The following is a 26,011-nucleotide window of genomic DNA, read 5'->3' as shown; positions in this document are numbered from 1 at the left end:
ACTTTTTAGATTTCGCAGCCCGTGAAGTCACGGCTGAATTGAGAATATATTTATCATGTTAATCAAATTGTTAACTAAAGTTTTTGGTAGCAGCAATGATCGTACTCTGCGTCGTATGCGCAAGGTTGTGGATGTCATCAACAAGATGGAGCCGGACTTTGAAAAGCTCTCTGATGATGAACTGAAAGCCAAAACCGGTTTATTCCGTGAGCGCCTGGAAAAAGGCGAAGTGCTGGAAAGCCTGATTCCGGAAGCCTTTGCAACGGTACGTGAAGCCAGTAAGCGTGTATTTGGCATGCGTCACTTTGACGTACAGCTGATCGGCGGCATGGTGCTGAACGAGCGCTGCATCGCCGAGATGCGTACCGGTGAAGGTAAAACCCTGACTGCAACCCTGCCTGCTTACCTCAATGCGTTGAGCGGCAAAGGTGTTCACGTCGTGACAGTGAACGACTACCTTGCACAGCGTGACGCCGAAAATAACCGTCCGCTGTTTGAATTCCTGGGCCTGACGGTGGGCATCAACCTGCCAGGTATGCCATCCATCGCCAAGCGCGCCGCTTACGCTGCCGATATCACCTACGGTACCAACAACGAATACGGTTTCGACTACCTGCGCGACAACATGGCGTTCAGCCCGGAAGAGCGTGTACAGCGAAAACTGCACTACGCGCTGGTGGATGAGGTGGACTCCATCCTCATCGATGAAGCGCGTACCCCGCTGATCATCTCTGGCCCGGCGGAAGACAGCTCTGACCTGTATATCAAGGTTAATAAAATCATCCCGCACCTGGTTCGTCAGGAAAAAGAAGATTCCGACACCTTCCAGGGTGAGGGTGATTTCTGGGTAGATGAAAAAGGCCGTCAGGCGCATATGACCGAGCGCGGTCTGGTTAAAGTTGAAGAGTTGCTGGTCAGCCAGAGCATTATGGATGAAGGTGAATCACTGTATTCACCGAGCAACATCATGCTGATGCATCATGTGACTGCAGCACTGCGCGCCCATGCGTTGTTCACCCGTGACGTGGATTACATCGTTAAAGATGGTGAAGTGGTCATCGTGGATGAGCACACTGGCCGTACCATGCAGGGTCGTCGCTGGTCTGATGGTTTGCATCAGGCGGTTGAAGCGAAAGAAGGCGTGGAAATCCAGAATGAGAACCAGACGCTGGCTTCGATCACCTTCCAGAACTATTTCCGTATCTATGAAAAACTGGCCGGTATGACCGGTACGGCTGATACCGAAGCCTTTGAATTTAGCTCGATTTATAAGCTTGATACCATTGTCGTACCGACCAACCGTCCGATGGTGCGTAAAGATATGGCGGATCTGGTCTACATGACCGAGAAAGAAAAGATCGATGCCATCATCGAAGATATCCGCGCCTGTACTGCCAACGGGCAGCCGGTGCTGGTGGGTACCATCTCCATCGAAAAATCGGAAGTGGTGTCCAACGAGCTGACGCGTGCGGGTATCAAGCACAGCGTACTGAACGCCAAATTCCACGCCCGTGAAGCGGATATCGTGGCCCAGGCGGGTCAGCCTGGCGCGGTAACTATCGCCACTAACATGGCAGGCCGTGGTACTGACATTATGCTGGGCGGTAACTGGCATGCCGAAGTGGCCGAGCTGGAAGCACCGACTGAAGCACAGATTGAAGAGATTAAAAACGCCTGGCAGCTGCGTCATGAAGCGGTGCTGGCTGCCGGTGGTCTGCATATTATCGGTACTGAGCGGCATGAATCGCGTCGTATCGATAACCAGCTGCGTGGTCGTGCGGGCCGTCAGGGTGACGCCGGTTCATCACGTTTCTACCTGTCGATGGAAGATGCGCTGATGCGTATTTTTGCCTCAGATCGTGTTTCTAACATGATGCGTAAGCTGGGTATGAAGCCGGGTGAAGCGATTGAGCATCCGTGGGTAACCAAAGCGATTGCCAATGCGCAACGTAAAGTGGAAAGCCGCAACTTCGATATTCGTAAACAGCTGCTGGAATATGATGATGTTGCCAACGACCAGCGTCGTGCCATTTACAGCCAGCGTAACGAACTGCTGGATGTGTCTGACGTGTCAGAAACCATCAACAGCATCCGTGAAGATGTGTTCAAAGCCACCATCGACACTTATATTCCGCCGCAGTCGCTGGAAGAAATGTGGGATGTGCCGGGACTGGAAGAACGTCTTCGTACCGATTTCGATCTGAATCTGCCGATTGCTGAATGGCTGGATAAAGAGCCGGACCTGCATGAAGAGACGCTGCGCGAACGCATCATGAAGCACGCTACGGAAAGCTACGCTGCCAAAGAAGAAGTGGTGGGCGTGGAAATGATGCGTAACTTTGAGAAAGGCGTGATGCTGCAAACGTTGGATTCGCTGTGGAAAGAGCATCTGGCGGCGATGGATTATCTGCGCCAGGGTATCCACCTGCGTGGTTATGCGCAGAAAGATCCGAAGCAGGAATACAAACGTGAATCTTTCGCCATGTTTGCTGCTATGCTGGAATCATTGAAATATGAAGTGATCAGCACCCTGAGCAAAGTTCAGGTGCGTATGCCGGAAGAAGTCGAAGCGATGGAGCAGCAGCGTCGTGAAGATGCTGAGCGTCTGGCACAGCAGCAGCAACTCAGCCATGTGGACGATGAAACCGCAGCGGCCGCCGCGCTGGCAGCACAGGGTGGTGAGCGCAAGGTCGGTCGTAACGATCCATGCCCATGTGGTTCGGGTAAAAAATACAAGCAGTGTCACGGCCGTCTGGCCTGATAAGAACAAAGGAGCCGCCTGGCTCCTTTTTCTTTGGTTAACATCTTACCGCGGCTGCTTTAAACTCAGCGCTTCATTCATCTTTAGCGGAACTCAGTTTATGAAACACCTGCAAGTCGCGGTGGGCATTATTCGCAATGCCAGTCATCAGATCTTTCTTGCTCAGCGCGCGGCAAGCTCTTACATGGCCAATAAATGGGAGTTTCCTGGCGGGAAAATCGAACAAGGCGAAACCGCTGAACAGGCGCTGAAGCGTGAATTGATGGAAGAGACCGGTATTGACGTGACGGAAGCCCAGGCGATTGGTCAGGCCGATCACAGTTATGAAGATTTACGCGTGACGCTGCATTTCTTTCTGGTCGAAGGCTGGCAGGGTGAGCCGTGGGGCAAAGAAGGGCAACCGCAACGCTGGGTTGAGCAGAAAGCGCTGGTTGCCGATGAATTTCCGCCAGCTAACCATGCGCTAATTGCGCGTCTGGTCGCGGGCGAAATCTGACATCAGGGGCGCAGGCCCCTGATGGTTACTGATGGTCTTCACTCCAGTCATCGCTTTCAGTGAGGTCACCGCTGCTGGGGATACTTTTTTCTTCCGCCGCCCACTCACCTAAATCAATCAGCTGGCAGCGTTTGCTGCAAAACGGACGCCAGGGGCTCAGCTCATCCCACATCACGTCTTTGCCACAATTGGGGCATGGCACAATAATCATTTCTTCCTGCATAACATCCTCTAACAACAGGCCAGTTCAAAATTAAGTCGTGCAGGTACGTCACCGCGCTCACTGTCCAGCGGCAGGAAACGAATGGCATAACGGCTCTTGTGGCCGGATACCTGCGGATAAAGCGCGTCTTCCAGCGTCAGTTGCAAGCGTAACAAATCAGCACCCTCGGCATTATCCTGATAAAAACCGTTCAGGCTGGTTTGATTACGGAAAACACCCGACTGACGAATCAGATCGAGGATCATCACCAGGCTATTCCGCAGCGGATTTAGCGACTCAATCCAGGCATTCACCTGCGTGTCGCGTACGAATTGTTCGAGGTGCAACCAGATATGTAATCCGGGGATGTCAAAGCTACAGCAGCCACCAGGGATGCTCAGACGCTGACGGACCAGCCCAACCAGGCGATCTTCGCGTAATTGCTGGCCCATACGTGGTGCCTGCATCAACTCGGACGATTGCTGTTTTAACTGCTTGCTGAGGGAGTCAACCCGTTGCAGATCGACGCCGGGGACATCGAGCCAGGCACGCAACTTCTGCTGCTGCCGTTCCAGTTCTTTCAACAATTCCGTGCGCATATCGCCACGTTCGAAGATATCCAGCAAATCACCAATAATGCGGAAAACACCCAGCGCCGACACGGAGCTGGTGACGGGGATGGTGTCGTGCAACTGGTTAAGCAAAAACTCAACGCGCAGCCAGGTGCGCATCTTCTCATTCAGGGGATGTTCAAACAGAACGACTGTACTCATGATGTTAATCCTGTCCTGCTGCTGCCAGTCGCAAATAGCGCTGGTGAAGTTCAGCAACACGCGGCAGCGCGTCATCAGGCGTGCCACTATTATCAATGATGTCATCCGCGACGGCCAGGCGCTGCTGTCGGCTGGCCTGCGCGGCAAGAATATTTTGGGCCTGTGTGAGAGGAATCCCATCGCGCTGTTGGGTGCGCTGCAATTGGGTTGCCTCATCCACATCCACCACCAGAACGCGATCGGCCTGATGCTGTAAGCCATTTTCCACCAGCAATGGCACCACCCACAGTACATAGGGAGACGTCGCCAGTTGCTTTAACTGCTGAGTGCGCGCATTAATCAGCGGATGCAGCAGTTGGTTCAGCCAGTTCTTTTCCTGCGGCTGTTGAAAAATAATCTCGCGCAACCGTGCGCGATAAAGGGTGCCTTCCGCCGTCAGGATGGATTCACCATGGCGTTGGGCAATGGCCTGCAATGCCGGTGTACCTGGCTCAACCACTTCTCTGGCAATGGCGTCGGCGTCAACAATATCGACACCCAGCGCCGCAAAGGCATTGGCGATGGTAGATTTGCCACTACCAATACCCCCCGTTAGCGCAACGGTAAAAGGCATAACGTTATCCCGAAGTTCGCACTGTAATGACACCACAACCGGCGTATCACTAAAGGCAAGATGAGAGCACGATCACAATCGATTTTCTCAGCTAAATTTAACGGATTGTAGCTTAAATAAAGTGAAATTCGCAGTCTTGTCGCGGAACGAATGGCGCGTATGATAACGACACTGGAGCCGTGAGCGCTACCCGAACTGCGGTTCGATGCCACTAACCAGGACACTTGTTATGCGTATTGAAGAAGATTTAAAACTGGGCTTTAAAGACGTACTCATCCGCCCTAAACGCTCCACCCTGAAAAGCCGTTCCGAAGTCGAGCTGGAACGCACCTATACTTTCAAACATTCTGGCCTGAGCTGGACAGGCGTACCGGTGATTGCCGCCAATATGGATACGGTGGGTACCTTCACCATGGCAGCCGCACTGGCAAGTTTTGGTGTGTTGACCGCCGTTCATAAACATTACAGCGTTGAAGATTGGCAGGCGTTTATCCAGCGTGTACCGGCGTCGGTATTGAGCCACGCGATGGTCTCCTCCGGGACTTCAGAAGCAGACTTCAGCAAATTAACCGCCGTTCTGGCACTTTCCCCGCAATTGAATTTTATCTGCATTGATGTTGCCAATGGTTATTCCGAGCACTTCGTCGCATTTCTGCAACGCGTCCGCGAAAGCTTCCCTGGTAAAACCATCTGCGCAGGCAATGTGGTTACCGGTGAAATGGTTGAAGAATTAATTCTTTCTGGCGCAGATATTGTGAAAGTGGGTATCGGCCCGGGGTCGGTCTGCACCACCCGCGTTAAAACCGGTGTCGGCTATCCGCAGCTTTCGGCGGTGATTGAGTGTGCGGATGCCGCGCATGGCCTTGGGGGGCAGATCGTCAGTGACGGTGGTTGTGCCGTACCGGGTGATATCGCGAAAGCGTTTGGCGGCGGAGCGGATTTTGTCATGCTCGGCGGTATGCTGGCGGCGCATGATGAATGTGAAGGCACCCTCGTGGAGGAGCATGGCGAGCAATTTATGCTGTTTTATGGCATGAGTTCAGAGTCAGCCATGAAACGCCATGTGGGCGGAGTGGCGCAATATCGGGCAGCAGAAGGTAAGACGGTGCGTTTACCGTTGCGTGGCCCGGTTGAAGAAACGATTAAAGATATTCTGGGTGGCCTGCGTTCAGCCTGTACCTATGTGGGTGCGGAAAGGCTCAAAGAGCTGACTAAGCGCACCACCTTTATCCGTGTTGCTGAACAGGAAAACCGGGTGTTTACACGCTGATGCCGTGAAGCGGGTGCATGTGATGTGCACCCGTTAGCGTATTGCATCACCCAGCCCGAACACCGGTAAATACATGGCAACCACCAGAGTGCCAACGATGCCACCAATCACCACCATCATCATCGGTTCCAGCGCAGACGCGAGGGATTCGGCACGCGTTAATGTTTGTCCCTCGTGCCATTCCGCCAGCCGCGACAGCATCACATCCAGAGCACCGGCTTGCTCACCCACTTTTATGAGCTGGGCGCATAATGGCGTAAATAACTGATGTTGTTGCAGAGCCTGATGCAATGGTGCACCACCGGCAATATGTTGCTGTAAGTCGGTGATGGCTTCCCGCCAGAGTCGTGACGTCAGCGTGACTTCAACAGCCTGTAAACTTTGCAGCAGGGTTAATCCTGCCTGCTGCGTCAATTGCAAAATGGCATAGATCTGACTGAGCTGGCTGCCGCGCCACAGCGGCGCAAGCAGCGGCAATTGCAGCAACCAGCGATGTATGCGGCGCTGCCAGTCCGCCGACCGTCGATAAATTTGCCGGGCAATAATCGAGAACGCTATACAGGTGGCCAGTAAAGGAAGCGCTGCCTGTTGCAGCAGAGCGGACAACGCCATCACACCGGCGGTGAGTGCGGGCAGTGGTGCATCGAAGCTGGCGTAAACGGCGACAAACTCCGGCAACACAAACAGCAGCATTCCGGCACTGACGGCGATCGCCACCAGTAAAATGAACAGCGGATAACGCAGCGCTTTCACCACTTTTTGCCGCAAATGTTGTTGTCCGGTTTGCTGTTGCGCCAGCTGGCGACAACATTCATCCAGTTGTCCGGTCAGTTCACCCACCTGCATCAGTGCAGGAAACAGCGGTGGAAATATTTGCGGCCAGTCGCGCAGCGCCTGAGAAAAGGGCATCCCGGTAATCACTCTTTGTTGCAAACCTTTAAGCAATATCCGCCAGCCAGTATCAGGATGACCTTCAGCAAGCAGTGTCAGGCTTTCCGCAAGCGGCAGGCCGGCCCTGAGCAAGGTTGCTAACTGGCGTATCAAATCGATTTTTTGCTGCCACTTCCAGTCGCGAGCGCGCCAGCATTTGCCCCGTTGCCAGCTCACGGCCAGCATACCTCTGTCGGCCAGGTGCTGTAACAGTGCTTCCTGATGGTTCATTAACGACTCGCCACTTTGCAGCGCGCCCTGGCTGTCCAGCGCCTGCCAGCGAAAATGGTAGAGATTAGTCATTGCCTAACCCAATGACACGCTGCATCTCTTCCAGTGAGGTTTCTCCCCGACTGACTGCCTCCAGCCCGGCGCTGACTAATGTTTTCATTCCCTGCTGGTTCGCCAGTGACAACAGATGCTCCAGCGGCATATCGGCGGAAATCGCGTTTTGTAATTTAGCGGTCATCGGCAGCAGTTCGAAAAGTGCCAGTCGTCCATAATAGCCAGAAAAACAGTGATCGCAGCCGGGGGCTCGCCAGGTTTGCAGGGTGCCAGGCCATAATCCGACAGGTAAATGCGCGATCGCTTGCCCCGGCTGTCGGCAATGTGTGCATAGTCTTCTCACCAGACGCTGTGCCACGATCAACTGCAATGCCGGGCCGAGCAGATAACCGGGAATCCCCATTTGCCGCAATCGTGTCAGAGTTTCTGCAGTGGAGTTGGTATGCAGGGTGGAAAGCACCAGATGGCCCGTTTGTGCAGCTTTAACGGCAATCCCGGCTGTTTCTGCATCGCGAATTTCGCCCACCATGATGACATCCGGATCCTGACGCAGCAGTGCACGCAGCACCAGATTAAAATCCAGCCCGCTGCGAGGCTGAATTTGTGTCTGGTTGATACCTTCCAGCGGGATCTCCAGCGGATCTTCCACGCTGCATACGTTTTTTTCCGGCACATTGAGTGCGCTCAATCCACTGTAGAGGGTGAAAGTTTTGCCGCTTCCGGTCGGGCCGGTAACCAGAATTAATCCCTGTGGTTTCGCCAGGGCGTTGCTGAACTGGCGCAGCTGCGCCACCGGCATGCCGAGTTTATCCAGGGCAATTGCGCTATTTTCGCTCTGCATCAGACGTACTACCGCTTTCTCTCCGTGGCTGACGGGCAGAGTAGAAAGGCGAAAGGCAGCGGTTTTGCCTTCGATTTCGAGGGTAAATTGCCCATCCTGAGGCAGGCGACGTTCGGCAATATCCAGACCCCCCAGAATTTTCAGACGGGCAAGTACCGCAGCAGGTTGTACATCGGGCAACTGCGTTAGTTTGTGCAGAACGCCATCGATTCGTAGTCGGATACGTAGCGCATGGCGTTGCGGCTCGAAATGGACATCGGATGCCCGTCGCAGTATGGCTTGTTGCAGGATGTGCTCAACGGCGTTGATTGCCGATTCAGCCGAAACCTGCTCGCGGGGCTTCTCAGTGCTTCCCGGCTCATGCAACAGCTGCTCAATCCGCGCGGCAGGCCAGCACTCCACTTCAACTTTGCACTGGCTGGCAAACTGTAACGCTTCCAGCAGGGCAGGTTCGGGTGTTCCCGCGACGGCCACGCGCAGCAGCGTGGCGTCATGATGCAGAATGATTGCGTGGTGGCGCTTGCATAGGGCCTTGAGCATGGCATCACATCTCTCCATTGCGGCCACCTTTGTCGGCAAAACGGAACTGTTCAAGGCAGTTTTCGCGCAGGCTGTTGTTATCGCTGGTGCAGCTGCGTTGCCAGTCAAGCGTGCCATCGGTGCTATTCCAGACGGGTTGCATTTCCACCGTTAAACCCGCAAGGCTTTCCTGGCCCGTCAGGCTGATGACGCCATTGGTCACGGCAAGTGTCGCAACATAGCGTGAACCTTTGGCCGCAGGAATACCGCGGTCGCCCGCCTGGCACTGCGCCGGTCCGCCGCGTTCAATGGCGCAGAGTTCGACCGCCGTTTTATAGGGCACCATGGTCTGCAACATATCCGTCAGTGCAGCGCGCTGCAGATAGTTTTGATAGGCCGGTACGCCGATTGCGCTGAGGATGGCGACGATGCCAATCACAATCATTAATTCGATGAGGGTAAAACCGCGTTGTCGTTCCATAAGCTGGCTCCTTGTTGTCGAGCCGCTACGGTAGAAAAGGGTTGAGCAAAGCGGAAGAGGGCAGAGTGGCACGGCTGGAAGCCGTGCGCAGAATAGATTCAGGTTTGCAACGCAATGACCAGCAAACTGGATGCGGTCACACAAATCTGCCGCGAATCACGATCAGGCGTCGCGGAAGCGCATCGACAGATCGAGGGCGCGTATGTGCTTAGTTAATGCCCCTACCGAGACATAATCTACGCCTGTCTGAGCAATTTGCGGCAACGTGCTTTCTGTGACGTTACCGGAGACTTCCAGCAACGCCTGCTTTTGCGTCAGCGTCACGGCCTCACGCATCATCTCCAGGCTGAAGTTGTCGAGCATGATGATATCCGCGCCCGCATTCAGCGCATCCTGCAATTCAGTCAGGGTTTCCACTTCGACTTCCACTGGCACATCAGGCTGTAACCACAGGGCTTTTTCCACTGCCTGGCGTACCGAGCCGCTGGCTATGATGTGATTCTCTTTAATCAAAAAAGCATCAGACAGTCCAAGACGATGATTGCTGCCTCCACCACATAGCACGGCATATTTCAGTGCGGTACGCAGTCCCGGCAGGGTTTTGCGGGTATCCAGTAGCTGGGTGTTGCTGTCTGTCAGCAAAGCCACATAGCGGCTGACTTCGGTTGCCACGCCGGAGAGGGTTTGCACAAAATTCAGTGCGGTACGTTCTGCGGTTAAAAGCAGGCGCGCCGGGCCGAGGAGTTCAAATAACAACTGGTCTGGCACGACAGCCTGTCCATCTTCAACGTGCCAGGTAATAGTGACTTTATTGCCCAACTGGATGAACACTTCTTCCACCCAGCGTTTACCACAGAAAACACCGGCCTCCCGGGTAATGATCTGTGCTTCAGCCTGTTTCTCAGCGGGCAGTAAGAGTGAAGTGATGTCACGATCGGCATCCACTTCGCCGCCTAAGTCTTCCTGAAGCGCGCGTGTAACGGCTTCGGGGATGTCATGCTCAATGCGTTTGATCAATTCGTGACGGCGATGATCGGGATCGTAACGACGTGATGCCATACTCTTCCTGCTCCAGATGACGAGATAGTGAGCGCACACCTTAGCCCTATTTTACCGGCATTGCCAGTTCATGGCGGTAAAATGTTTAGTATCCTTAACTTGGACAGGCTTTCGCATTAACGCGCAAGCAGCCGTGGAGAATCATGTTATTCTCAGCCAGACTTAAATGCAGGAAAAATGGCATGAAACTGGAAGATGGCTGGATTAGTAGCGCGCGTAAAGTGCCGTCATCGCACTTTAACCAGCGACCGGAAAATGAAACGCCTTCCCTACTGATTATTCACAATATCAGCTTGCCGCCCGGTGAGTTTGGCGGTCCGTGGATTGATCGGCTATTTACGGGCACCTTGCCCGCCGATGCGCATCCTTATTTTGCTGATATTGCCCATTTGCGTGTCGCCGCACACTGCCTGATTCGCCGTGATGGCGAGCTGGTACAATATGTTTCATTCGATGAGCGCGCCTGGCATGCGGGGGTTTCTCAGTTCGAAGGCCGGGAAAACTGTAACGATTTCTCGATGGGTATTGAGCTGGAAGGGACCGATACCCAGCCTTACACCGACGCGCAATATGCCACGTTGCAGGCGGTCACGGCGTTATTAATGCAACACTATCCACTGACCCTGGAACGCATTACCGGCCACAGCAATATTGCGCCGGAACGTAAAACCGATCCGGGTCCGGCATTTGACTGGGAACGCTATAAACACGCCTTAAAGCGGGAGAATCCCTGAAACAGCAGGAGCAGTTATGACGTTGTTTAGCTTGTTATTAGTGTTAGGTTGGGAACGGTTGTTTAAACTGGGGGAACACTGGCAGCTCGATCATCGGCTGGAGCCGCTGTTTCGTGGTCGTCAGCGTTTTTCGTTATTCCGCACCTTAGTGATGACGGTTGTGGCGATGCTGATTGTCTGGCTGCTGGTCTGGAGCCTGAAGGGTCTACTGTTTGGTGTTGCACAGCTATTATTCTGGATTGTGGTGGGTTTGCTGTGTATCGGTGCGGGTTCGGTACGTTTGCATTATCACGCCTATCTGAAAGCGGCGAGCCATGATGATCAGGCGGCTCATCAGGCGATGGCGGCAGAGCTGACGTTGATTCATGGCGTTCCTGTGGAGTGCAGTGAACGTGACTTTCTGCGCGAGCTACAGAACGCGCTTATCTGGATAAATTTTCGCTTCTATCTGGCGCCGTTGTTCTGGTTTGTCGTCGGTGGCCCCTGGGGACCGGTATTGCTGGTGGGATATGCGTTTCTGCGCGCCTGGCAAAGCTGGCTGGCACGCCGCACCATACACCGCTGAAACGCGCGCAGTCTGGCATAGACAGCGTGCTGCACTGGCTGGACTGGATACCCGTCAGGCTGGCAGGCGTAGCCTACGCCTTGCTGGGGCACGGTGAAAAAGCCCTGCCGGCCTGGTTTGCCTCGCTGGCGGACCTGCATACCGGCCAGTATCAGGTACTGACCCGCCTGGCGCAGTTCTCCCTGGCGCGTGATCCGCATATGGATGAAGTGCAGACACCGCGCGTGGCGGCGGTTTCACTGGCGAAAAAGATTACTCACTGGTGCTGGTAGTCGTGGTGGCGTTGCTGACCATCTACGGCACGCTGGTGTGATCGGCTGGCGGCACGCCAAAATCAGGTGTGCCGTCCTCGCGCCAGTCAAAATATTTTAGCCGCGTATGGCGGTTAGGATCCCACAGGGGATCACCCTCAATTTCGGTGTAGTTGCGCGCATGATAAACCAGCACATCTTCGCCCTGTTCGTCCACGGTAAAGCTGTTGTGGCCCGGGCCGAACTGTCTGTTTTGCCAGTGGGTGCGAAAGACCGGCTGCGGCAGTTTATGCCAGCCCGGGCTCGAGTGGATCGGCATTGGCATCAATGTCTCAGCATGCCCAGACAATAATTCTCATCGGTGGCGCTGGCGGAATAGGTGACAAACAGCGTCTGACCGTGGCGGATCACCGCCGGGCCTTCATTGACACAAAATCCGGCACATTCCCAGTCATATTCCGGGCGAGTCAGCATTTGCGGTGTGCCTTTCAGCGTCCAGGGATTGAGTAATTCAGCAAGATACAGGTTCGAATTGCCAGGAATCGCCGGGTCTTTTTGTGCCCACAGATACCAGTTTTTCCCCTGATGGACGAAATGCGTGGCATCGAGAGAGAAACTATCCAGCGGCGTGTGGACGCGCCGAACGGGCTGCCAATGGCCGGTCAATGGATCGGCATCACTGCACACCAACGCATACATGCGGTGCTGGAATAGTAGCCCGTCAATATCACGGCGTGTGGGCGGCGGCCGCAAATAGAGATACCATTGCCCATCGATGAGATGCAGCTCCGGTGCCCAGATCAGCGCGCTCATGGGTCCGGTATCGGGTTTGTGCCACACCACCACCGGCTCGGCCTCGGGCAGTCCGGCCAGCGTAGCGGCGCGGCGAATCTCCAGCCGGTCGTATTCCGGCACTGAGGCGACAAAGTAATAGCCTTCAGTCGTGGCGGAGAATAAAGGGATCGGCGCGCTGGGTGATAAACGGATTAGGCCATGGATTGCTCATTTAATTTCTCCGGGTTCGATAGCGGCGGAAGCGGCCGGGTGTGGGGCTTGCAGGTCACGGAAATTAGCGCGACGCAGGGCGAGATCGTCCTGAATGGTACGCATCAGTTTGCGATCGACTTTCAGCAGACGTACGACCCCGGCGGTAATCAGGTAGCCAACGCCAGGTATCACGGTAAACAGCAGCATGATGCCATTCAGCGCGCTGGGGGCTTGCTGTTTCGCCCCGGCGTCATAGCCATAAATGGAGAGTAAAAAGCCCACCATCGCGCCAGCCACCGCCAGCCCGACTTTGAGGAAAAACAGATTGCCGGAAAAGCTCATGCCGGTGATGCGTTTACCGGTTTTCCATTCGCCATAATCATCGACATCCGCCATCAGCGACCAGTGTAGCGGGGAGGGGATCTGATGCAGGATATTCAGCAGGAAATAAGCAATAACCACTGCCAGGGTGGCATGCGGATCGATCCAGTAAAAACCGCTGGAGAATAGCGCCAGCGCGATGTTGGTCCAGAAGAAGACTTTTAATTTGCACCAGCGATCGGTGAGGATTTTAGCTAGCGTACTGCCCAGCATCATGCCGATCACACCGAGGCTGATAAACAGCGTGGCAAAATGGGTCGACTGGCCCATCACCCAGGTCACGTAATACATGGTGGCGGCCATGCGGATAAAGCCAGGGCAAACGTTACAGAAAGTCAGCAACAGAATGCGCACCCACTGGTCATTTTTCCATACGTCGCGCAGGTCATTTTTCAGATCGTCATTACTGGGTATGGCCGGGCGAATACGCTCACGCACCGTGGCAAAGCAGAACAGAAACATCGCCAGACCGATCAGTGCCAGTACGCTCATTGCCATTTGATAGCCGCGTGCTTTGTTATCGCCACCAAACCACTCTGCCATCGGCAGCAGCGACAGCGACAGGATCAGCGTGGCGACACCCACCATGACAAAACGATACGACTGGCAGGAGACGCGTTCGCCAGGATCATTGGTGATAACCCCACCCAGCGAGCAGTAAGGGATGTTGATGGCGGTGTAGGTCAGTGACATCAGGAAGTAGGTAATAAATGCCCAGATCACCTTGTTGTCATAGCTCCAGTCTGGCGTGGTGAACATCAGAACGCTGAACAGGACATAGGGAACGGACACCCACAGCAACCACGGGCGAAAACGTCCCCAGCGGCTCTGCGTACGATCGGCAATGGCACCCATAATCGGATCCGTCACCGCATCCAGCACCCGCACCGAAAGCAATAAGGTGCCGACCAGTGCCGGTGCCAGGCCAAAAACATCGGTATAGAAATAGTTGAGGAACAACATGATGGCACCGCCGATCATGTTGCATCCGGCATCGCCCATGCCGTATCCCAGTTTTTCCCGGAACGAGAGTGCTGCTCCTTTCATTGTTCATCTCCAGCAATAACAGGTGCAAAAATTATTAGCGGAAAATCAGCAATCTGGCGGGGACCAATTGGTCACGATGATGGACAAAACACCTGGACGGGGAAAAGTGTGAGCAAGATCTAAAGAAGAGAAATATCTGCCCGGACATTGACGCCGGGCAGAAGGAACAGTTTTACGCCTGCTGGGCTTTATTTTTAATGGTGTAACCCACTGCCAGCACGATCAGCCAGACCGGAATCAACCAAACTGAAATCGCCATGCCTGGGGTCATCAGCATGATCACCAGAATTGCCGCGAGGAACAGCAGACAGACCCAGTTACCCAGTGGGTAAAGAATGGCGGGGAAGCGCGTGGTGACACCCTGCTGGTCTTTCTTCTTACGGAATTTCAGGTGCGCGAGGCTGATCATCGCCCAGTTGATGACCAGCGCGGAGACCACTAAAGACATCAGCAGGCCGAAAGCTTCACCTGGCATCAGATAGTTGATCAGCACGCAAAGCGCAGTCGCGACGGCTGACACCAGAATGGTTGTCACTGGGACACCGCGTTTATCGACTTTCAGCAGTGCTTTCGGGGCATTGCCTTGCTGCGCCAGGCCGAACAGCATACGGCTGTTGCAATAAACGCAGCTGTTGTACACCGACAGCGCGGCAGTCAGGATCACCACGTTAAGCGCATTGGCAACCAGTGAGTCACCCAGTTCATGGAAGATCAGCACAAATGGGCTGGTGTCAGCGGTAACGCGGGTCCATGGCAGCAGCGACAGCAGCACGGCCAGGGAGCCGATGTAGAAAATCAGAATACGCCACAGTACCTGGTTGGTGGCTTTAGGAATGCTCTGCTCCGGGTTGTCGGCTTCTGCGGCGGTGATACCCACCAGCTCCAGGCCACCGAACGAGAACATGATGATCGCCATCATCATCACCAGCCCGCCAAAACCATTTGGCAGGAAGCCGCCCTGGTTCCACAGGTTGCTGACGGTTGCCTGCGGGCCGCCGTTGCCGCTGAACAGCAGCCAGCCGCCGAACAGGATCATACCGATGACAGCGACCACTTTGATAATGGCAAACCAGAACTCCATCTCACCAAATACTTTCACGTTGGTCAGGTTGATAGCGTTGATCAGCACAAAGAAGATGGCGGCAGTAGCCCAGGTGGGAAAGTCCGGCCACCAGAACTGAACATATTTACCGACAGCGGTCAGCTCGGCCATGGCAACCAGCACATACAGCACCCAGTAGTTCCATCCTGAAGCAAAACCGGCGAAGTTGCCCCAGTATTTGTAAGCAAAATGGCTGAAGCTACCGGCAACCGGTTCTTCCACTACCATTTCGCCTAATTGGCGCATAATCAGAAAGGCAATAAATCCTGCAATGGCATAACCGAGAATCACCGCCGGACCGGCGGATTTGATCACCGATGCGCTGCCCAGAAACAGACCTGTACCCACTGCGCCGCCCAGCGCAATGAGCTGAATATGGCGATTTTTCAAGCCGCGGTGCAGCGTGTCGCCATGTTGTTGTTCCATACGAACCTCGTGATGTTGTTATTTTATGCCCAATGTAAGGCTGTTTTTACATAACGTACTCATTTATTTACGGTACCTGGCGTGCTGTGTGCATACGTAAGCTACCCTGGCGACCAGAATAGTGATAAGCGCGCCGATTTGCACCTGCTTTTGCTTTTTGTGCTGAGGGATGACTGAAAAAGCAGCAGCATCCACTGCTGGCCTGCCGCGCTATTTCTGACATGAATTGGTAATAAACACGAATAGCTTTCCCTTATGGTTGCGGGGAACGAGCAGCGCTAAATCTGTGTAAGGTTTGGTAAAAGAGAATTCTGTTAACAATTCTCCCTGAGGCTCTATTTCTGTCTTTATCAGCGCCATTTAGCGCATTTAACCAATGATAATCCCCTGAAGTGTGACGGCTGCCATATAGACACAAGGTGAATACTTTGTTACTTTACCGGCATCTTTTGGCAATTGGTATTACCAATTTACTCCGGACGCCTGGCATAACTAAGAAGGGAAGATGGCATACAGTAAGATTCGCCAACCAAAGCTCTCCGATGCAATTGAGCAACAGCTGGAATCCCTGATTATGGAAGGGACGCTGCGGCCGGGAGAGAAGTTGCTTCCCGAGCGCGAACTCGCCAAACAATTCGATGTGTCACGTCCTTCTCTTCGTGAAGCGATCCAGCGCCTGGAGGCGAAAGGATTGCTGCTACGCCGTCAGGGTGGCGGCACCTTCGTCCAAAAACATCTCTGGCAAAGCCTGAGCGACCCGCTAGTCGGCCTGCTTGCTCAACACCCTGAATCTCAGTTTGACCTGCTGGAAACTCGCCATGCACTGGAAGGTATTGCTGCCTATTATGCGGCATTACGGGGTACGGATGAGGATTTGCAGCGCATTCGCGACTGCCATGTTCAGATCCAGCAGGCACAGGACAGCGGCGATCTCGATGCCGAAGCGGACGCCGTGATGCAGTATCAGATCGCTGTCACAGAAGCGGCCCATAATGTGGTGCTTTTGCATTTGCTGCGTTCTATGGGCCCTATGCTGGAACAAAACGTCCGTCAGAATTTTGAATTGCTCTACGCTCGCCGGGAAATGCTGGCGAAAGTGAGCGGTCACCGCGCCAGTATTTTTGAGGCGATTGTGGCTCGTGAGCCAGAACAAGCACGCGAGGCATCACACCGTCACCTGGCGTTCATTGAGGAAATCTTGCTGGACAGAAGTCGGGAGCAGAGTCGTCGTGAACGCTCCCTGCGTCGTTTACAGCAACGTAAGGAATAACGCGCGGCAACGAACGTGCGGATCAAAAAGCGACGGGCCTGTCTTCTTGTGCTGTGAACTGAAGCAAAGCACAAGCAGACAGGCTCCTGACAATTCAACGTATTAGACACAGATAAGGAATACACCCCATGTCAGAACGTTTACACAATGACGTGGATCCGATCGAAACTCGTGATTGGCTACAGGCGATCGAATCGGTCATCCGTGAAGAAGGTGTTGAGCGCGCGCAGTATCTGATTGACCAGGTATTAAGTGCTGCACGCAAAGGCGGCGTAAAAGTTGCAGCAGGTTCTTCTGCTGTCAGCAACTACATCAACTCTATTGCCGTTGAAGACGAACCGGACTATCCGGGCAACGCCTCCCTTGAACGTCGTATCCGTTCCGCAATTCGCTGGAACGCCATCATGTCGGTGCTGCGTGCGTCGAAGAAAGATCTGGAGCTGGGTGGTCACCTCTCATCATTCCAGTCTTCTGCGACGATCTATGAAGTGTGCTTTAACCACTTCTTCCGTGCACGTAGCGAGAAAAATGGCGGCGATCTGGTTTACTTCCAGGGCCATATCTCTCCAGGTATCTATTCTCGTGCGTTCCTTGAAGGCCGTCTGACCGAAGAACAGATGAACAACTTCCGTCAGGAAGTACACGGCAACGGTCTCTCTTCTTATCCGCACCCGAAACTGATGCCTGAATTCTGGCAGTTCCCGACGGTTTCTATGGGTCTTGGCCCACTCAATGCGATTTATCAGGCTAAATTCCTGAAATACCTTGAGCACCGTGGTCTGAAAGATACCGCCGATCAGACGGTCTACGCTTTCCTCGGTGATGGTGAGATGGATGAACCGGAATCCAAAGGTGCGATCACTATCGCGGTCCGTGAAAAACTGGATAACCTGGTATTCATCATCAACTGTAACCTGCAGCGTCTGGATGGCCCGGTAACCGGTAACGGCAAGATCATCAACGAGCTGGAAGGCATCTTTGCCGGTGCTGGCTGGAACGTGATTAAAGTGATCTGGGGCGGACGCTGGGATGAGCTGCTGAAGAAAGACACCAGTGGAAAGCTGATTCAGCTGATGAACGAAACCGTCGACGGCGACTACCAGACCTTCAAATCACGCGATGGCGCATACGTGCGTGAGCACTTCTTCGGTAAATATCCGGAGACCGCTGCGCTGGTGAAAGACTGGTCAGACGAAGAGATCTTCGCCCTGAACCGCGGTGGTCATGATCCGAAGAAAGTCTACGCGGCACTGAAAAAAGCGCAGGAAACCAAAGGCCAGCCGACCCTGATTCTGGCGCATACCATCAAAGGTTATGGTATGGGCGACACGGCGGAAGGCAAAAACATCGCTCACCAGGTGAAGAAGATGAACATGGATGGCGTTCGCTACATCCGCGATCGCTTCAATGTGCCGGTAGCCGATGAAAACATTGAAAAACTGCCGTACGTGACCTTCGAAAAAGGGTCTGAAGAGTACAACTATCTGCATGGTCAGCGCGAGAAGCTGGGCGGCTACCTGCCGACACGTCAGCCGCATTTCACTGAGAAGCTGGAAATGCCGGCGCTGGAAGAGTTCAGTGCGCTGCTGGAAGAGCAGAGCAAAGAGATCTCTACCACCATCGCCTTCGTGCGTGCGCTGAACGTGATGCTGAAGAACAAGTCGATCAAAGATCGTCTGGTGCCGATTCTGGCAGACGAAGCCCGTACCTTTGGCATGGAAGGTCTGTTCCGTCAGATTGGTATCTATAGCCCGAACGGTCAGCAGTACACCCCACAGGACCGCGAGCAGGTTGCTTACTATAAAGAAGACGAGAAAGGCCAGATTCTGCAGGAAGGGATCAACGAGCTGGGTGCTGGTTCATCCTGGCTGGCGGCGGCGACTTCTTACAGCACCAACAATCTGCCGATGATTCCGTTCTACATCTATTACTCAATGTTCGGCTTCCAGCGTATCGGTGATCTGATGTGGCTGGCGGGCGATCAGCAGGCGCGTGGCTTCCTCGTGGGCGGTACCTCCGGTCGTACCACTCTGAACGGTGAAGGTCTGCAGCATGAAGATGGTCACAGCCATATTCAGTCGCTGACTATCCCGAACTGTATTTCTTACGATCCGTCTTATGCCTACGAAGTGGCAGTCATCATGCATGACGGCCTGGTACGTATGTACGGTGAAGCGCAGGAAAACGTTTACTACTACATCACCACGCTGAACGAAAACTACCACATGCCGGCGATGCCGCAGGGTGCGGAAGAGGGTATCCGTAAGGGTATCTACAAGCTGGAAACAGTAGAGGGTAGCAAAGGCAAAGTGCAGCTGCTGGGTTCAGGTTCTATCCTGCGTCACGTGCGTGAAGCTGCGCAGATCCTGGCGAAAGACTACGGTATCGGCTCTGACGTCTACAGCGTGACCTCGTTCACCGAACTGGCGCGTGATGGCCAGGATTGTGAGCGCTGGAACATGCTGCATCCGACAGAAACTCCGCGCGTACCTTACATCGCTCAGGTGATGAATGAGGCTCCTGCCGTGGCGTCAACTGACTACATGAAACTGTTTGCTGAACAGGTTCGTAGCTACGTGCCAGCCAGCGATTACCGCGTACTGGGCACTGACGGTTTCGGTCGTTCTGACAGCCGTGAGAACCTGCGTCACCACTTCGAAGTGGATGCATCTTATGTCGTGGTTGCAGCTCTGGGTGAACTGGCTAAACGCGGCGAAATCGATAAGAAAGTGGTGGCAGAAGCGATCACCAAATTCAACATCGATGCCGATAAAGTTAACCCGCGTCTGGCTTAAGAGGTAAGAGAGTAATGGCTATCGAAATTAAAGTGCCGGATATCGGGGCAGATGAAGTTGAAGTCACTGAGATCCTGGTCAAAGTGGGCGACAAGGTAGAAGCCGAACAGTCGCTGATCACCGTAGAAGGCGACAAAGCCTCGATGGAAGTCCCTTCGCCGCAGGCTGGCGTGGTGAAAGAAATCAAAATTGCTACCGGTGACAAAGTAGAAACCGGCTCGCTCATCATGATCTTTGACGCAGAGGGTGCAGCAGCAGCTGCACCGGCGGCAGAAGAGAAGAAAGCGGAAGCGGCACCAGCACCTGCTGCGGCAGCGGTCAGCAAAGACGTTAATGTGCCGGATATCGGCGGTGACGAAGTTGAAGTGACTGAGATTCTGGTCAAGGTTGGCGATACCGTTGCGGCTGAGCAGTCACTGATCACCGTGGAAGGCGACAAGGCTTCTATGGAAGTCCCGGCACCGTTCGCGGGCGTGGTGAAAGAGATCAAAATTGCCACCGGCGACAAAGTGAATACCGGTTCGCTTATCATGGTGTTCGAAGCGGAAGGCGCTGCACCTGCCGCTGCACCAGCGGCACAGCCTGCTGCGGCACCCGCCCCGGCAGCGGCGGCTGGCGCGAAAGACGTCAACGTCCCTGACATCGGTGGTGATGAAGTTGAAGTCACTGAAGTGCTGGTGAAAGTGGGCGACAAAGTCTCCGCTGAACAGTCTCTGATTGTGGTTGAAGGCGACAAAGCTTCGATGGAAGTTCCGGCACCGTTTGCGGGCACCGTTAAAGAGCTGAAAGTGGCTACCGGCGACAAAGTTAAAACCGGCTCGCTTATCATGGTGTTCGAAGTAGAAGGCGCTGCGCCTGCTGCTGCCGCACCGGCTGCGAAACAGGAAGCGGCTCCGGCCCCGGCAGCTGCGCAATCTGCTCCGGCTGCGGCGAAAGCGGATTCGAAAAGCGACTTTGCTGAGAACGATGCTTACGTCCACGCCACGCCGGTGATTCGTCGCCTGGCACGCGAGTTCGGTGTCAACCTGGCGAAAGTCAAAGGCACCGGTCGTAAAGGTCGCATCCTGAAAGAAGACGTGCAGGCATACGTGAAAGACGCGGTGAAACGCGCTGAAGCTGCACCGGCTGCTGCTGCCAGCGGTGGTAGCCTGCCAGGCCTGCTGCCGTGGCCGAAAGTTGATTTCAGCAAGTTCGGCGAAATCGAAGAAGTGGAACTGGGCCGTATCCAGAAAATCTCTGGTGCCAACCTGAGCCGCAACTGGGTGATGATTCCGCATGTTACCCACTTCGACAAAACCGACATCACCGATCTGGAAGCGTTCCGTAAACAGCAGAACAGCGAAGCCGAGAAACGTAAGCTGGATGTGAAATTCACCCCGGTGGTGTTTATCATGAAAGCGGTGGCGGCAGCGCTGGAGCAGATGCCTCGCTTCAACAGTTCACTGTCTGAAGACGGTCAGAAACTGACGCTGAAGAAATACATCAACATCGGTGTGGCGGTCGATACGCCGAACGGTCTGGTGGTTCCGGTGTTCAAAGATGTGAACAAAAAAGGCATCACTGAACTGTCGCGTGAACTGATGGCTGTTTCGAAAAAAGCGCGTGACGGCAAGCTGACCGCAGGCGACATGCAGGGTGGATGCTTCACCATTTCCAGCCTGGGTGGCCTCGGTACCACGCACTTCGCGCCAATCGTTAACGCGCCGGAAGTGGCTATCCTCGGTGTGTCCAAGTCTGCGATGGAACCGGTATGGAATGGTAAAGAGTTTGCACCACGTCTGATGATGCCAATCTCTCTTTCCTTCGACCACCGCGTGATCGATGGTGCTGATGGTGCGCGCTTTATCACCATCATCAACAACATGCTGTCGGACATTCGCCGTCTGGTGATGTGAAGTTAATCAAGGCCGGCAAATGCCGGCCTTGTTGTACGCATTCAGAGTTGCCGCGGTTGGCAGTTTGTTAACAATTCTGTAAACTCTTGCGGTGAAATGTGCCGGTGGAATAAGGGCATCCAGAGCCTGGGACAGGTTCGCGTCTGGCCGCCGGAAATCTAATAAGAGGTCATGATGAGTACAGAGATTAAAACTCAAGTCGTGGTACTTGGGGCAGGTCCTGCAGGTTACTCTGCAGCCTTCCGTTGCGCTGATTTAGGTCTGGAAACCGTACTGGTAGAGCGCTACAGCACCCTCGGTGGTGTATGTCTGAACGTAGGCTGTATCCCGTCAAAAGCGCTGCTGCACGTAGCGAAAGTGATTGAAGAAGCGAAAGCACTGGAAGAACACGGCATCGTGTTTGGCCAGCCTTCAACCGACATCAACAAAATTCGTACCTGGAAAGAGAAAGTCATCACCCAACTGACTGGCGGTCTGGCTGGTATGGCCAAAGGCCGTAAAGTGAAAGTGGTGAACGGTCTGGGTAAATTCACCGGTGCCAACACGCTGGTGGTAGAAGGTGAAGGCGGTGCAACCACCATCAACTTCGACAACGCCATCATTGCGGCCGGTTCTCGTCCGATTGAACTGCCGTTCATTCCGCATGAAGATCCGCGCGTGTGGGATTCCACCGATGCACTGGAACTGAAAGAAGTACCGAAGCGCCTGCTGGTGATGGGCGGCGGTATCATCGGCCTGGAAATGGGTACCGTTTACCATGCGCTGGGTTCAGAGATTGACGTGGTTGAAATGTTTGACCAGGTGATCCCGGCTGCCGATAAAGACGTGGTGAAAGTCTTCACCAAACGTATCAGCAAGAAATTCAACCTGATGCTGGAAACCAAAGTGACTGCCGTTGAAGCGAAAGAAGACGGTATTTACGTTTCCATGGAAGGTAAAAAAGCACCAACTGAAGCCCAGCGTTATGACGCGGTGCTGGTGGCGATTGGCCGCGTACCGAACGGTAAAGGCCTGGATGCGGGCAAAGCGGGCGTGGAAGTGGACGATCGTGGTTTCATCCGCGTCGACAAGCAAATGCGCACCAACGTGCCGCATATCTACGCTATCGGTGATATCGTGGGTCAGCCGATGCTGGCGCACAAAGGCGTGCATGAAGGTCACGTAGCGGCTGAAGTTATCGCCGGTATGAAGCACTACTTCGATCCGAAAGTGATTCCGTCAATCGCCTACACCGAGCCGGAAGTGGCATGGGTGGGTCTGACCGAGAAAGAAGCGAAAGAAAAAGGCATCAGCTACGAAGTTTCCACCTTCCCGTGGGCTGCTTCTGGCCGTGCTATCGCTTCTGACTGCGCTGACGGTATGACCAAACTGATTTTCGACAAAGAAACTCACCGTGTTATCGGTGGTGCCATTGTCGGTACCAACGGCGGCGAGCTGCTGGGTGAAATCGGTCTGGCTATCGAAATGGGTTGTGATGCGGAAGACATCGCGCTGACCATCCATGCGCACCCAACGCTGCATGAATCCGTTGGTCTGGCGGCGGAAGTGTTCGAAGGTAGCATTACCGACCTGCCGAACCCGAAAGCGAAAAAGAAATAAGCGCTGAGAAATAAACAGACGGCTCCTTAAGGGAGCCGTTTTTTATTACGTGGTTATTTAAGTTGAATAACGAAATGGGCGCCTGAGCTAACGCCTAAACAGTGACGGAAAAGCGGGGAAGAATCCCCGCTTAATGAAGTTTCTACGGTCTGCCTTCACAGGCCATAACCGCTGATAATTCAGCTGTGAATATCCTCAATCGTAATTCACATAATGAATTGCGGTTGATGAGACAGAGTCCTAATAAAATGACTCCGCTGATAATCAGTTTGCCGAATGTTGACCTCATCGTCACTTGCTCCTTGATTTAAAGCGAGCAAGTGACTACCCTGACATTGTTGGGTGTAGGGTAGTCGCTCGCTCGCGGTGGTTAAGTAAAATTAATCCCGCGAGCAAACTCTCCACAACCCACCTCAATATCATTTCTGATGCTTAAGACAGATTGTCTCAAGCGCCCGCAGGCAGTCTAATCTGTTTTTTATTATTTTCACCTGTTATTTTTATTCTTTTTTATTAGGCCTGATTTCTTATTTAATTAATCTACTAACAAGAGGTGTTATTTATATTTCTGTTTTCTTTAAGCCAGTCAATAAAATAGCGCAACGGCGTAGGGATATATTTACGGCTGGGATAATAAAGCCAGAAGCCTTCTTCTACCTGGGTAAATTCCGGCAGGATTTCCACCAGCTCTCCGCTTTGCAGCGCTTCAGCCACTGTGCCCTGATGCAAAAAAGCAATGCCTGCACCCGCCAGTGCGGCTTGCAGAATCCGCTCGTTATTGTCCAGTATTAGGGAGCCGCGCACGGCCACCTCCTGTTTCTGTCCATCCTGCCAGAATTCCCAGCGATAGCGACGTCCGCTGGGAAAGCGTCGCTCAATGCAGGGAAAGTGCAGCAACTCTGCCGGAGTCTGCGGCATACCGTGGCGGGTAATGAATGCCGGGGTGGCGACCGCCACGGCACGCATCGGTTCACCAAATGGCACCGCCACCATATCCTGCGCCAGTACGGCACCATAACGCACGCCTGCATCAAAACCCGCCGTCACAATGTCCAGCAGTGTGTCGTTGCTGTCGATTTCCACGCTGATCTGCGGATAGCGCTGCATAAACGGCAGAATGAGCGACTGGAAAAACAGGGCTTCGGCTGAGCGCGGGATACTGATGCGTAGATTCCCCTGCGGATCGCTGCGCCAGTCATTCAGTTCATCCACTGCCTGCGCCAAATCCTGTAACGCGGGCTGGATGCGCTGGAGAAAGCGCTCCCCGGCGGGCGTCAGTGCCACTTTGCGTGTGGTGCGATTGAGAAGCCGCATGCCGAGGCGTTCTTCAAAATTACGCATCGCGTGGCTAAGTGCCGATGGCGTGATATTGCGTTCTGCTGCGGCTTTACGAAAGCTCAGATGCTGGGCGATAGCGGCAAACATCTCCAGTTCCTGTAGCGTGGCGCGATATTGACTCATTGCTGAATTTCACTCACTAAATCGGCAAAAATGCCTCAATTGTTGCGGTGATTGTTGAGGGTTATAACAATAACACTGACAGCGAAGAGGATGAAACAATGCAACAACGTCAATTAGGCAATCAGGGATTACAGGTTTCGGCACTGGGGCTGGGCTGCATGGGGATGTCATTCGCCTACGGGGCCAATGATGAGCAACAGGCGCTGAATACCCTGGCCCGTGCCTTTGAGCTGGGTGTCGATTTTCTCGATACGGCTGAAGTTTACGGCCCCTTCACCAATGAAACCTTGCTGGCAAAAGCCCTGAAGGGGCGTAAAGAGATTAAAGTGGCGACCAAGTTTGGTTTCCGTATCAATGAGCAAGGGGAGGGCTGGGAGCGTGTGACGGGGGCCAACAGCGACCCGGCACATATTCGCCGTGCGGTAGAGGGATCGCTGCAGCGGCTTGGGGTGGAAAGTATCGACCTGCTCTATCAGCATCGTCTTGATCCTGCGGTACCGATTGAAGAGGTGGTCGGCGTGATGGCCGATTTGGTGCGCGAAGGCAAAGTCAAATATCTGGGTTTGTCGGAAGTCTCCCCGGCGACCCTGCGCCGTGCCTGTGCGGTACATCCGATTTCCGCGCTGCAAAGTGAATACTCGTTGTGGACGCGCGATCCAGAGCAAGAGCAAGAGATCTTTGCCGCCTGCCGCGAGCTTAATATCGGTTTTGTGCCTTACAGCCCGCTGGGACGTGGCTTTCTGACCGGTAAATTCCCCGCTGCGGCAACGCTGGCTGAGGATGATTTCCGTCGTTATCTGCCGCGTTTCCAGCAGGACGCTCAAACGCATAACCAGAAGTTAGTGAATCAGCTGACAGAGCTGGCTGTAGGTTATGACGCCACGCCAGCGCAACTGGCACTGGCCTGGGTGCTGGCGAAAGGCGAGTTTATTGTGCCGATTCCGGGAGCCAGCAAAATTGCCCATCTGGAGCAAAACTGTGCTGCCGCAACCCTGCAATTAAGCAGCGCTGACATTAGCGCGCTGGATGTGCTATTTGATCCGCAACAGATTCAGGGTGAGCGTTATAACGCCACGGAGTTTGTGCTGGTGGATCGTTAAGGAGCAGCGCGAGCGACATAACATAGCAGGCATCTGATGCCTGCTTTTTTTCGTGATGGGGTTCAACTTCAGCGGAATCTGCTGCTTAACCAAAGGATGTTGCTTTTTTGTAAACAGATTAACAATCAGCCGAAATGCTGCTATGCTGGCCGACGCGGAACCGGGCAC

Annotated in this window: 20 protein-coding genes and 2 pseudogenes; 10 read left to right on the top strand and 12 right to left on the bottom strand. The window is 53.9% G+C overall.

Going from position 1 to position 26,011, the window contains the following annotated elements; translation table 11 throughout:
* Positions 1-55: 55 nt before the first annotated feature.
* Entirely contained in the window at positions 56-2,761 is a 2,706-nt protein-coding gene (secA, locus tag PW844_RS24590; RefSeq protein WP_299457436.1) for a preprotein translocase subunit SecA, read from the top strand.
* Between the two features lie 100 nt (positions 2,762-2,861).
* A complete protein-coding gene (gene mutT / locus PW844_RS24585; RefSeq protein WP_299457434.1) occupies positions 2,862-3,257 on the top strand; it encodes an 8-oxo-dGTP diphosphatase MutT in 396 nt (131 codons plus the stop codon).
* A gap of 25 nt (positions 3,258-3,282) precedes the next feature.
* Here mutT and yacG read toward each other — a convergent pair whose 3' ends face one another.
* From yacG to coaE, 3 genes are read right to left on the bottom strand one after another with little or no spacing between them, the layout of a single operon-like run.
* Positions 3,283-3,480, bottom strand: a complete 198-nt coding sequence (gene yacG / locus PW844_RS24580) for a DNA gyrase inhibitor YacG (protein WP_299457432.1) — start codon at positions 3,478-3,480, stop codon at positions 3,283-3,285.
* 8 nt (positions 3,481-3,488) lie between these two features.
* Positions 3,489-4,232 carry a cell division protein ZapD gene (gene zapD / locus PW844_RS24575; protein WP_299457430.1) on the bottom strand — a complete coding sequence of 248 codons (744 nt, stop codon included), beginning with the start codon at positions 4,230-4,232 and terminating at the stop codon, positions 3,489-3,491.
* A gap of 4 nt (positions 4,233-4,236) precedes the next feature.
* Entirely contained in the window at positions 4,237-4,845 is a 609-nt protein-coding gene (gene coaE / locus PW844_RS24570) for a dephospho-CoA kinase (RefSeq protein WP_299457428.1), read from the bottom strand.
* Positions 4,846-5,074: 229 nt separating this feature from the next.
* Here coaE and PW844_RS24565 point away from each other — a divergent pair, with 229 nt between their 5' ends.
* Complete coding sequence (locus PW844_RS24565) at positions 5,075-6,115, top strand: GMP reductase (RefSeq protein ID WP_299457426.1); 1,041 nt, start codon at positions 5,075-5,077, stop codon at positions 6,113-6,115.
* 33 nt (positions 6,116-6,148) lie between these two features.
* Here the strand turns inward: PW844_RS24565 and hofC are convergent, their stop codons facing one another.
* From hofC to nadC, 4 genes are all read right to left on the bottom strand, one after another.
* Complete coding sequence (gene hofC / locus PW844_RS24560) at positions 6,149-7,348, bottom strand: protein transport protein HofC (RefSeq protein ID WP_299457424.1); 1,200 nt, start codon at positions 7,346-7,348, stop codon at positions 6,149-6,151.
* Complete coding sequence (gene gspE, locus PW844_RS24555; RefSeq protein WP_299457422.1) at positions 7,341-8,729, bottom strand: type II secretion system protein GspE; 1,389 nt, start codon at positions 8,727-8,729, stop codon at positions 7,341-7,343. Before gspE ends, hofC begins: the two co-directional genes overlap by 8 nt.
* Positions 8,716-9,171: a prepilin peptidase-dependent pilin gene (gene ppdD, locus PW844_RS24550; protein ID WP_299457421.1), complete on the bottom strand. Its 456-nt coding sequence runs from the start codon at positions 9,169-9,171 to the stop codon at positions 8,716-8,718. Before ppdD ends, gspE begins: the two co-directional genes overlap by 14 nt.
* A 162-nt stretch (positions 9,172-9,333) precedes the next feature.
* Complete coding sequence (nadC, locus tag PW844_RS24545; protein WP_299457419.1) at positions 9,334-10,230, bottom strand: carboxylating nicotinate-nucleotide diphosphorylase; 897 nt, start codon at positions 10,228-10,230, stop codon at positions 9,334-9,336.
* Between the two features lie 182 nt (positions 10,231-10,412).
* On the opposite strand from nadC, the gene ampD reads away from it, so the two are divergent.
* Complete coding sequence (gene ampD / locus PW844_RS24540) at positions 10,413-10,964, top strand: 1,6-anhydro-N-acetylmuramyl-L-alanine amidase AmpD (RefSeq protein ID WP_299457417.1); 552 nt, start codon at positions 10,413-10,415, stop codon at positions 10,962-10,964.
* 16 nt (positions 10,965-10,980) lie between these two features.
* Positions 10,981-11,842: pseudogene (gene ampE / locus PW844_RS24535) on the top strand (beta-lactamase regulator AmpE).
* Here the strand turns inward: ampE and PW844_RS24530 are convergent.
* The 3 genes and pseudogenes from PW844_RS24530 to aroP form a co-directional block, all read right to left on the bottom strand.
* A pseudogene (locus PW844_RS24530) lies at positions 11,824-12,786 on the bottom strand (family 43 glycosylhydrolase). The pseudogenes ampE and PW844_RS24530 sit on opposite strands and share 19 nt — an antisense overlap.
* Positions 12,783-14,195, bottom strand: coding sequence for a glycoside-pentoside-hexuronide (GPH):cation symporter (locus PW844_RS24525; RefSeq protein WP_299457415.1), 1,413 nt, complete (start codon positions 14,193-14,195; stop codon positions 12,783-12,785). Before PW844_RS24525 ends, PW844_RS24530 begins: the two are co-directional and overlap by 4 nt.
* Positions 14,196-14,367: 172 nt before the next feature.
* Positions 14,368-15,723, bottom strand: coding sequence for an aromatic amino acid transporter AroP (gene aroP, locus PW844_RS24520; RefSeq protein ID WP_299457413.1), 1,356 nt, complete (start codon positions 15,721-15,723; stop codon positions 14,368-14,370).
* 505 nt (positions 15,724-16,228) lie between these two features.
* Between aroP and pdhR the strand changes: the two genes are divergently transcribed.
* From pdhR to lpdA, 4 genes are all read left to right on the top strand, one after another.
* A complete protein-coding gene (gene pdhR / locus PW844_RS24515) occupies positions 16,229-16,993 on the top strand; it encodes a pyruvate dehydrogenase complex transcriptional repressor PdhR (RefSeq protein WP_013507880.1) in 765 nt (254 codons plus the stop codon).
* Positions 16,994-17,121: 128 nt separating this feature from the next.
* A complete protein-coding gene (gene aceE, locus PW844_RS24510; RefSeq protein ID WP_299457410.1) occupies positions 17,122-19,788 on the top strand; it encodes a pyruvate dehydrogenase (acetyl-transferring), homodimeric type in 2,667 nt (888 codons plus the stop codon).
* Positions 19,789-19,802: 14 nt separating this feature from the next.
* Positions 19,803-21,683 (top strand): pyruvate dehydrogenase complex dihydrolipoyllysine-residue acetyltransferase, encoded by a 1,881-nt coding sequence (aceF, locus tag PW844_RS24505; protein ID WP_299457408.1) that lies wholly within the window; start codon positions 19,803-19,805, stop codon positions 21,681-21,683.
* A gap of 174 nt (positions 21,684-21,857) precedes the next feature.
* On the top strand, positions 21,858-23,282 hold the full coding sequence (lpdA, locus tag PW844_RS24500; RefSeq protein WP_084878317.1) for a dihydrolipoyl dehydrogenase: 1,425 nt from the start codon (positions 21,858-21,860) through the stop codon (positions 23,280-23,282).
* Between the two features lie 142 nt (positions 23,283-23,424).
* Here the strand turns inward: lpdA and PW844_RS29495 are convergent, their stop codons facing one another.
* Together PW844_RS29495 and PW844_RS24495 are read right to left on the bottom strand one after the other, a co-directional pair.
* On the bottom strand, positions 23,425-23,571 hold the full coding sequence (locus PW844_RS29495; protein WP_367187771.1) for a Hok/Gef family protein: 147 nt from the start codon (positions 23,569-23,571) through the stop codon (positions 23,425-23,427).
* Positions 23,572-23,825: 254 nt separating this feature from the next.
* Positions 23,826-24,743 carry a LysR family transcriptional regulator gene (locus PW844_RS24495; protein WP_299457406.1) on the bottom strand — a complete coding sequence of 306 codons (918 nt, stop codon included), beginning with the start codon at positions 24,741-24,743 and terminating at the stop codon, positions 23,826-23,828.
* Between the two features lie 98 nt (positions 24,744-24,841).
* On the opposite strand from PW844_RS24495, the gene PW844_RS24490 reads away from it, so the two are divergent.
* Positions 24,842-25,843, top strand: a complete 1,002-nt coding sequence (locus PW844_RS24490; protein WP_299457404.1) for an aldo/keto reductase — start codon at positions 24,842-24,844, stop codon at positions 25,841-25,843.
* Positions 25,844-26,011 lie beyond the last annotated feature (168 nt).

Origin of the sequence: Pantoea sp., from assembly GCF_028283705.1 — a bacterium.
Classification (GTDB): domain Bacteria; phylum Pseudomonadota; class Gammaproteobacteria; order Enterobacterales; family Enterobacteriaceae; genus Pantoea.
Note: the sequence above shows the minus strand (reverse complement) of the source record. Positions and strands in the feature narration are given on the sequence as shown.

Excerpts from the sequence above, each read along its gene's own strand:
- secA (WP_299457436.1), top strand. The coding sequence starts at position 56 with ATGTTAATCAAATTGTTAACTAAAGTTTTTGGTAGCAGCAATGATCGT.
- mutT (WP_299457434.1), top strand. The coding sequence starts at position 2,862 with ATGAAACACCTGCAAGTCGCGGTGGGCATTATTCGCAATGCCAGTCAT.
- yacG (WP_299457432.1), bottom strand. The coding sequence starts at position 3,480 with ATGCAGGAAGAAATGATTATTGTGCCATGCCCCAATTGTGGCAAAGAC.
- zapD (WP_299457430.1), bottom strand. The coding sequence starts at position 4,232 with ATGAGTACAGTCGTTCTGTTTGAACATCCCCTGAATGAGAAGATGCGC.
- coaE (WP_299457428.1), bottom strand. The coding sequence starts at position 4,845 with ATGCCTTTTACCGTTGCGCTAACGGGGGGTATTGGTAGTGGCAAATCT.
- PW844_RS24565 (WP_299457426.1), top strand. The coding sequence starts at position 5,075 with ATGCGTATTGAAGAAGATTTAAAACTGGGCTTTAAAGACGTACTCATC.
- hofC (WP_299457424.1), bottom strand. The coding sequence starts at position 7,348 with ATGACTAATCTCTACCATTTTCGCTGGCAGGCGCTGGACAGCCAGGGC.
- gspE (WP_299457422.1), bottom strand. The coding sequence starts at position 8,729 with ATGGAGAGATGTGATGCCATGCTCAAGGCCCTATGCAAGCGCCACCAC.
- ppdD (WP_299457421.1), bottom strand. The coding sequence starts at position 9,171 with ATGGAACGACAACGCGGTTTTACCCTCATCGAATTAATGATTGTGATT.
- nadC (WP_299457419.1), bottom strand. The coding sequence starts at position 10,230 with ATGGCATCACGTCGTTACGATCCCGATCATCGCCGTCACGAATTGATC.
- ampD (WP_299457417.1), top strand. The coding sequence starts at position 10,413 with ATGAAACTGGAAGATGGCTGGATTAGTAGCGCGCGTAAAGTGCCGTCA.
- PW844_RS24525 (WP_299457415.1), bottom strand. The coding sequence starts at position 14,195 with ATGAAAGGAGCAGCACTCTCGTTCCGGGAAAAACTGGGATACGGCATG.
- aroP (WP_299457413.1), bottom strand. The coding sequence starts at position 15,723 with ATGGAACAACAACATGGCGACACGCTGCACCGCGGCTTGAAAAATCGC.
- pdhR (WP_013507880.1), top strand. The coding sequence starts at position 16,229 with ATGGCATACAGTAAGATTCGCCAACCAAAGCTCTCCGATGCAATTGAG.
- aceE (WP_299457410.1), top strand. The coding sequence starts at position 17,122 with ATGTCAGAACGTTTACACAATGACGTGGATCCGATCGAAACTCGTGAT.
- aceF (WP_299457408.1), top strand. The coding sequence starts at position 19,803 with ATGGCTATCGAAATTAAAGTGCCGGATATCGGGGCAGATGAAGTTGAA.
- lpdA (WP_084878317.1), top strand. The coding sequence starts at position 21,858 with ATGAGTACAGAGATTAAAACTCAAGTCGTGGTACTTGGGGCAGGTCCT.
- PW844_RS29495 (WP_367187771.1), bottom strand. The coding sequence starts at position 23,571 with ATGAGGTCAACATTCGGCAAACTGATTATCAGCGGAGTCATTTTATTA.
- PW844_RS24495 (WP_299457406.1), bottom strand. The coding sequence starts at position 24,743 with ATGAGTCAATATCGCGCCACGCTACAGGAACTGGAGATGTTTGCCGCT.
- PW844_RS24490 (WP_299457404.1), top strand. The coding sequence starts at position 24,842 with ATGCAACAACGTCAATTAGGCAATCAGGGATTACAGGTTTCGGCACTG.